Raw genomic sequence first — 5,231 nt, 5'->3', positions numbered from 1 at the left:
TGAGGCAGAGGGCGCAGGGAAGACCGGGTGCAGGCTGCACCCATGGTCCGCGTGCAGCAAGAAAGCACGCGGCAGAACCACAGGTGACGGCCGAACATCCGGCCTTCCCTGCGCGACGGTTTTACGGCTTATACGTGCTCTCCCCGGGGCCCGGGCTTTCTTGCCCCCGTCGCCTCGCGGCTCGTAACCGCCAGACTTGACACCAGCGTCGGGATGTCAGGACCACACGACTTCGCCGTCCGCATCGAGATCGTCCGTCGGCGCGCCAAACGCGCGCTGCGATCCGATGCGTCCATCGCATCCCCTGGCCAACGTTCGTGACGATCGCGAAGCGCCCCTCGTGCGACCACGGGACGGTCCCATGATGCTCCTGATTTGGGCCCCCGTCAAGAAAATTTCCGTTAATCAGAATGCGCAGACTGCGACGGATTGGCACGACGGGCAGTTTGCGCATGGCAGACCTGCCCGGCAGGCGCGTACGCGCGCCCGGCCGGTGTGCCCGCCACTGAGCATGGCCCGTGCGGAATGATGGTGGGCACGGCGCAAGAGCGCCTTTGCCCGCCCTACATTCGGTTGGCTCGGGACAGTTTCGCGCCGAAATCATTCGTCTGTGCGGTCGCGGGCTTGGCGTGATCACGCCCATCTTGCAGCGCGGGCGAGGTTGCAAAAAACACGGCGTTGCGGCCGGCATGCTTGGCGTCGTAGAGGGCGTCGTCGGCCCATTTCGCCACGGTTTCTGCGGCTGCGCCGTCCTGCGCAAAGGCAATGCCCAGGCTGATCGTGATGCGGCCGGCCGAGCCGTCGCTCAAGCGGACTCCGGGATTGACGATCGCGAGCGCTTCGACCGCGCTGCGGATGCGCTGCGCCATCGTCCAGGCGAGATCGGGCGTGGCGTGGACGAGCACGATCAAAAATTCCTCGCCGCCATAGCGAAACACGGCGTCCTGGTCCTGCCGCACCGAGTTCTCGATCATCCTCGCCACGCGCCTGATGCAATCATCGCCGGCTGCATGGCCGGCGCTGTCATTCAGGCGCTTGAACTGATCGATATCGGCCATGATGAAAGCAATGCTGGCTTTCGCCATGGTCGGGTCCTGCCACAGCCGCTCGATGAGATCGGTGGCCGAGCGGCGGTTGCCGAGCCCGGTGAGCGGGTCGCGCGTCGCCAGGATCTCCAGCTGGCGATTGGCATTGGTCAGCGCGTCGCTGCGATATTGATTGCGCAGCGAAAGCAGGAAGGCCTTCTTGGCGAGGATCGCCTGGGTTTTGCGCGCGATCGTCGCGGCGAAGATTCCCATCGCAAAAAACGCGGATGTCCCGATCGCTTCCTTGATGTCGATCGCGGGATTGAAGATCTCGAAGCCAAAGAAGATCGACGTGGAGCAGACCATCAGGGCCAGCGCCCAGACATAGTCGACGTTGAACACCACGATCGCGATCGTGCTCACATACATGATGCAGATCAGGTAGCGCTCATAGTCGCTGCCGCCGGCGGCCACCGCGAGCGTGCCGTAGGCCAGCATGACGCCGACCATCAGTGCGACCAGCGAGGCACCTTCGACAACAGCGCTGCGCGGCTTGCGCCAGACCAAATAGGCACAGCCGTGCAGCGCCGGGACCAGGAGCCCGCTGATCAGGGCGGTGAGCTGAAGCGAGTGGGGTGCCAGCAGCTGGCTGATCGGCACGAAGGTCATGCTGATCAACGCCACCCAGACCATCCAGGCGCGCGCGATCTTGCTGCGCTGCGGCCAATCCTTCTTGCGATACGCCCGGATCATCTCCGGCGAGAAGCGGATGTCGCGCGTGCGCTCCGACAACAGCCGTTCGGTCTCGGCCTCGAGCGCAGGCGTGATCGCCACGCGCGACGCATCGTCGAGCGGCATCGCGTTCTGACTGCCGGCGGCCGGTTCCAAAAGCTCTCTCTCCCTCGTGCCGTTTCCCGCACCCGTGCCGGAGTAGAGCCTGATTTGATAAATTTTCTGCTGAGTGAACCCGAAGAACGGGATTCCTTGGACGAAAAAGGTTTTAAGGTACCGTCATCGCCTGGAGCGCCACGTAGCTTGTGTGGATCAATACCTGCGTCCGCGAGCACGCTCTTCCCCCCTGCCCCTTGCGGGGAGGGCTTGGGGGTGGGGGGTCCCCGGATCCAGCTCGCTGTTTCCCCACCCCAGCCTTCCCCGCAAGCGGGGGCCGGAGCGCACCTGCGATGCGGCTCCAATCGAATGTCAGCTCACGCCGCGCTACAGCCCGCCCATCTTGCAGACCAGCTTCCATTCGTCAGATGTGACCGGCTGCACCGACAGGCGCGAATATTTCACCAGCGCCATCTGGCTAAGCTTCTTGTCGGCCTTGATCGCGGCCATGGTCACGGGTTTCGGCATCGGCTTGTCGGCCTTGATGTCGACGCAGACGAATTTGCCGGTCTTGTCGGTCGGGTCGGGATAGGCCTCCCTGACGATCTCCGCGATGCCGACGATCTCCTTGCCCTCGTTGGAATGATAGAAGAAGGCCTTGTCGCCCTTCTTCATGTTGACGAGGTTTTGCCGCGCGGTGAAGTTGCGCACGCCGGTCCAGGCCTCGCCCTTAGCTCCCTTCTCGACCTGCTGGTCCCACGACCAGGCGGAGGGTTCGGATTTCACCAGCCAGTAGTTCATGACGGCACACTCTCTACTCGTCATGGCCGGCTTTATGCCGGCCATCCACGTCTTCCTTCAATGCATAATCCAAGACGTGGATGGCCGCGACAAGCGCGGCCATGACGAATCCGAATCATTGTGGTGTCATTCCCCGAGATACTTGTCGAAGAATTTTGCGATGTCGGTGAACGCTTCCTTGGTCTCCGGAGCGCTGACGTTGAACTGGTACTGCGCGTGCGACTGACCCTCATAGACATTGAGATCGGCGACGACGCCGGCGCGGCGCAGCTTGCGATGCGTGCGCACCGTGTTGGAGAGGAACAGGTCGCGCGTGCCCGATGTCAAAATGGTCGGCGGAAAGCCTTTGAAGTCGCCATAGATCGGCGAGATGTAGGGGGTTTTGAGGTCCGTGCCGTTGGCATAGAGCTTTGCGGCGCGGCCGAGCCAGCCGTCCCAGGTGACCAGCACGTTGTCGACCCATTCGTTGCTCGCGTAACTGTCGCCGACCTTGTCGATATCGGACCACGGCGTGCCCGGTGCGATCGCGCCCGGCAACGGCAGCTTTTCGTCCTTGGCCCGCAGCACCATCGCAAGCGTCATCGCCCCGCCAGTGGAGGTGCCAAAAATTGCGATGCGGCGATGGTCATGCCGCTTCACGACGTCCTTCCACACCGCCATCGCGTCATCCATCGCGGCCGGATAGGGAAAGTCTGGCGGCATCCGGTAGTCGACCGAGATCACCTTGAAGCCGCCAAACCCCGCCATCATGATCGCTTCCGGGAGCGCCGCTTCGCCGGGGCCGAACACATAGCCGCCGCCATGGACGTGAACCAGGATGCGCCGCCTGTTTTCCGGCGGAATCTTGCTCGGCGTCACGATGAAGCAATGCACGCCGGCGATCTTGGTCTCCTCGACCTTGACGCCGAGCTTCTGCTTCATCGCGGGGACGTTGGCGATCGACAACTTGGCGCGGCGCTCGATCAGCTCCTTCCATTCCGCCGGCGTTTTCGGGTCGGCATTGAAATGCGGCGGATAGGGCGCGCCGATCAGCGCCTCCATTTCGGAGCTGACCTCCTGGGGCGGGTTGCCCATGGTCTTGCTAGGTGCGACCCGCTTGCCGTTCTCGGCATTCGCCGCGGCCTCGCTCTTGGCGAGTTCGTCATATGAGGCGGCTGATTGCGCGCGGGCCGAGGCGGCCAGCGCCAGCGTGATGCTGATCGCCAGGATGGCGTATTGGAACTTGCGCATGCGTTCCCCCCAAAACCTTCTGTTTTGAACCACCGGCGTTTCCCGGTTCGCCGTCACGCTATTACAGCGTGCGCGCAGCGTGAAGCGCGACTTGCTGCGCGGCCGTCATGTTCACTCGGCCTTGAACGGGCGCGCCAGGAGGCCCTCGATCGCGGCGTCGATCGAGAGGCGGCCGGCGAGGATTTTTGCAACCGCAGCGGCGACCGGCATTTCGACATGGTGCAGGGCGGCGAGTTCGACCAGCACCGGCGCGGTCGAAATGCCCTCGGCGAGCTTGCCGGCAGGCGGCGGCTCGCCGCGGCCGAGCGCCAGGCCGGCGGCAAAATTGCGCGATTGCGATGTCGAACAGGTCAGGATCAGGTCGCCGAGGCCGGACAGCCCGACCAACGTTTCGCTGCGCGCGCCGAGCGCGCGGCCGAAGCGCGACAGTTCGGCAAAGCCGCGCGTGGTCAGCGCCGCCTGCGCCGAGGCGCCGAGCTTCTTGCCGACCACGATGCCGGCCGCTATCGCCAGCACGTTTTTTGCCGCGCCGCCGATCTCGACGCCGCGCACATCGGTCGAATGATACGGGCGGAAGGTCGGCGAACCCAGCGCTTGCACCAGGTGTGCGGCGAGCTCGTCGCCCTTTGCCGCCAGCGTCACCGCCGTTGGCATTCCCCGCGCGACGTCGTCGGCAAAGCTCGGACCGGACAGGATCGCAGGGACCGCGCGAGGCGCAGCCTCGGCGATCACGTCGGTCATGAATTTGTGGGTGCCGTGCTCGATCCCCTTGGCGCAGGCGATCACGGGCGTTGCAGGGGCAAGGTGAGGCGCGAGCGCATCCACCGCGCCGCGCAGATGCTGCGCCGGCGTTACGACCAGGATGATCTGCGCCTGCGCCGCCTGCGCAAGATCGGAGGTCACTGCAATATCGGCTGAGAGGGCGATGCCGGGCAGCCGTGGATTTTCGCGTGTCGCCGCGATGCAAGCGGCATGGTCGGCCTCGCGCGCATAGAGCGTCACGGATCGGCCGGCGCGCGCCGCCACCATGGCCAGCGCCGTACCCCAGGCGCCCGCGCCGATGACAGTAACGGTGTGCAGAGGCGCCATCTGCGAGCCTCAAACGCCGCTGCGCTCCCTCCCCCCTTGCGGGGGAGGGCTGGCGAGGGGGGTACCCCAATTGCGATTTGCGTTCGTGGCACCCCCAGCCCCTCCCCGCAAGGGCAGGGCTATCGCATATGAGTGGCGCTCTCTCCGTTTGCCTCCCCCGCTTGCGGGGGAGGTCGCCGCGCTTGCGCGGCGGGTGGGGGCCGCCCTGGCCTCCGCTGCAGCCTTTTTCGCACGACGCCCCCACCCCAGCCCTCCCCC

The 5,231-nt window shown here is 65.0% G+C and carries 4 protein-coding genes; all 4 read right to left on the bottom strand.

Annotation, left to right across the window (positions count from 1 at the left end):
* Window positions 1-563: 563 nt before the first annotated feature.
* The gene (locus JOZ76_RS12185; protein ID WP_291698874.1) at window positions 564-1,913 is read right to left on the bottom strand and encodes a GGDEF domain-containing protein; all 1,350 of its coding nucleotides are present in this window, start codon (window positions 1,911-1,913) and stop codon (window positions 564-566) included.
* Between the two features lie 327 nt (window positions 1,914-2,240).
* Entirely contained in the window at window positions 2,241-2,654 is a 414-nt protein-coding gene (locus JOZ76_RS12180; protein WP_291698875.1) for an EVE domain-containing protein, read from the bottom strand.
* Between the two features lie 126 nt (window positions 2,655-2,780).
* A complete protein-coding gene (locus tag JOZ76_RS12175; protein ID WP_291698873.1) occupies window positions 2,781-3,884 on the bottom strand; it encodes an alpha/beta hydrolase in 1,104 nt (367 codons plus the stop codon).
* Window positions 3,885-3,995: 111 nt separating this feature from the next.
* Window positions 3,996-4,973 carry an NAD(P)H-dependent glycerol-3-phosphate dehydrogenase gene (locus JOZ76_RS12170; protein ID WP_291698872.1) on the bottom strand — a complete coding sequence of 326 codons (978 nt, stop codon included), beginning with the start codon at window positions 4,971-4,973 and terminating at the stop codon, window positions 3,996-3,998.
* Window positions 4,974-5,231 lie beyond the last annotated feature (258 nt).

It is taken from the genome of Bradyrhizobium sp., from assembly GCF_019244115.1.
Lineage (GTDB): Bacteria > Pseudomonadota > Alphaproteobacteria > Rhizobiales > Xanthobacteraceae > Bradyrhizobium.
The sequence above is the reverse complement of the archived record's forward strand: the minus strand, read 5'-3'. Positions and strand labels throughout refer to the sequence as shown.